We start from the raw sequence: 1,663 nt of genomic DNA on the forward strand, positions 1-1,663 counted from the left end.
CGATCTTCTTCGCGAGCGGCTCAGCACATCCCTACCGCGCGAGCGGTTTAGTCCGCTGGCCATTATGAACAGCTATCCATAACGGCCATTATGCGCAGCTCCCAGTTATGAACAGTTGCGGTGCGGGCCGCGTCATCGCACGAGCGCAGCGTTGGTGCGCGATGCCTGCGGCCTGCACATAACTACAGGGTCTTGAGGAACTCGATCAGCGAGTCAGGCGCCTTGTAGCGCCGGATCGCGGCGTCTGGTTCCTGCAGTCTCCCCAGTGCCTGCTCCTTCATCGCCAGGTCAGCCTCGACGTATTGGTGAGTTGTCGTCGGGCTCTCGTGTCCCAGCCACAGCGCGATGACGCTGATGTCCACGCCGGCCTGCAGGAGGTGCATGGCCGTCGTGTGGCGGATGATGTGCGGGGAGATGCGGCGCGTCGCAAGCTGCGGCTGCGCTGCGGTCGCGGCCTTGACGGCGAGGGCGAGGCGCTGAGCGACGTTCCCGCGCGTCATCGCCTGGCCATCGCGGTTGGGCAACAGTGGCGATGTGGGTTGCAACTGCGGATTGAACCGCAGCCACGCCCTGATCTGCCTCACGGTCGAGCGCCACAGTGGCACCGTGCGTTGCTTGCGCCCCTTGCCGTGCAGGTGCACACAGGCGGCACCATCGAGCACCACGTCGGCCAACGTCACGCCGATGATCTCGGAGACCCGGGCGCCGGTGTTGTAGAGCATCCTGAGCAGCAGATGGTCGCGCTGGCTCGTCCAGGAGTCGTCCGGCTCGCTGATGATCGCCAGCATTTCCTCACGCGACAGGAAGCCCAGCATCGGCCGCTCGAAGCGCTTCATCGGCACGCCCAGCGACTGCTCGACGGCATGCAGCGCGCTCACGTCGCGCCGACCGGCAAATTTCAGGAACGCCCGCAACGCCGCAAGTCGAGCGTTGCGGCTTCTCACCGTATTGCCCCGCTCGCGCTCCAGGTGATCAAGGAAGGCCACGATCAGCGCCGGCGTGATCTCCTCGAGCCGGATCGCCGTGGGTTGCTTGCATAGCCGCGCCTGTGCGAAGTCCAGGAACAGCAAGAAGGCGTCGCGATACGCGGCAACGGTGCGCGGACTCATCGCGCGCTGCTGCTGCAGGTGCTCGGCGAAGAACGCCTGCACCAGGGCCGCGAAGCTGGGCGCCTGGACTGATTCGGGCTTAACCATCGTCGTCCTCCTCGGCTTCGTATGGATCGACGAAGTGCTCGAAACGCTTGCCCACCACTTGCAGGAGTTCGGGCGTGCCCGTGAGGTACCAGTACGTGTTCGAGACCTTGGCGTGGCCCATGTAGGTCGACAGCGCAAGCATGTGCTCGTGCACGTTCTCGCCCTGCTCATGCCAGCGCAACAGGCGACGCACCGCAAAGCTGTGCCTCAGGTCGTGGATGCGGGCTGCACCGTGGCCGCCGCGAGCGACCCAGCCCAGTTCCCGGCGCAGTTGATCGAAGATGCGGTGGACCTGCCGATCACTGAGCGCGTGACCGAGCCGGCGGCCACGGGTGGCGATGAAGAACGGCCCCTCAGGATCGGCAGGCACGTACTTCATGCGCTCAAGGCGGTAGGTGCGCAGGGCGGTCAAGGCACTCGGGTGCAGCGGCACCAGGCGCGACTTGCCGAACTTGCTGCAGCGGACG

General features: G+C 65.6%; 2 protein-coding genes. Both read right to left on the reverse strand.

Translation table 11 applies throughout. From position 1 onward, the window contains the following. Positions 1-182: 182 nt before the first annotated feature. Complete coding sequence (locus PLC66_RS22635) at positions 183-1,196, reverse strand: tyrosine-type recombinase/integrase (RefSeq protein WP_324544431.1); 1,014 nt, start codon at positions 1,194-1,196, stop codon at positions 183-185. Next, positions 1,189-1,663: tyrosine-type recombinase/integrase (locus PLC66_RS22640; RefSeq protein ID WP_324544432.1), on the reverse strand; the 475-nt coding region annotated here is incomplete at its 5' end. The genes PLC66_RS22640 and PLC66_RS22635, both read right to left, overlap by 8 nt.

Source organism: Thauera sp., from assembly GCF_035444905.1.
Lineage (GTDB): Bacteria > Pseudomonadota > Gammaproteobacteria > Burkholderiales > Rhodocyclaceae > Thauera.

Excerpts from the sequence above, each read along its gene's own strand:
- PLC66_RS22635 (WP_324544431.1), bottom strand. The coding sequence starts at position 1,196 with ATGGTTAAGCCCGAATCAGTCCAGGCGCCCAGCTTCGCGGCCCTGGTG.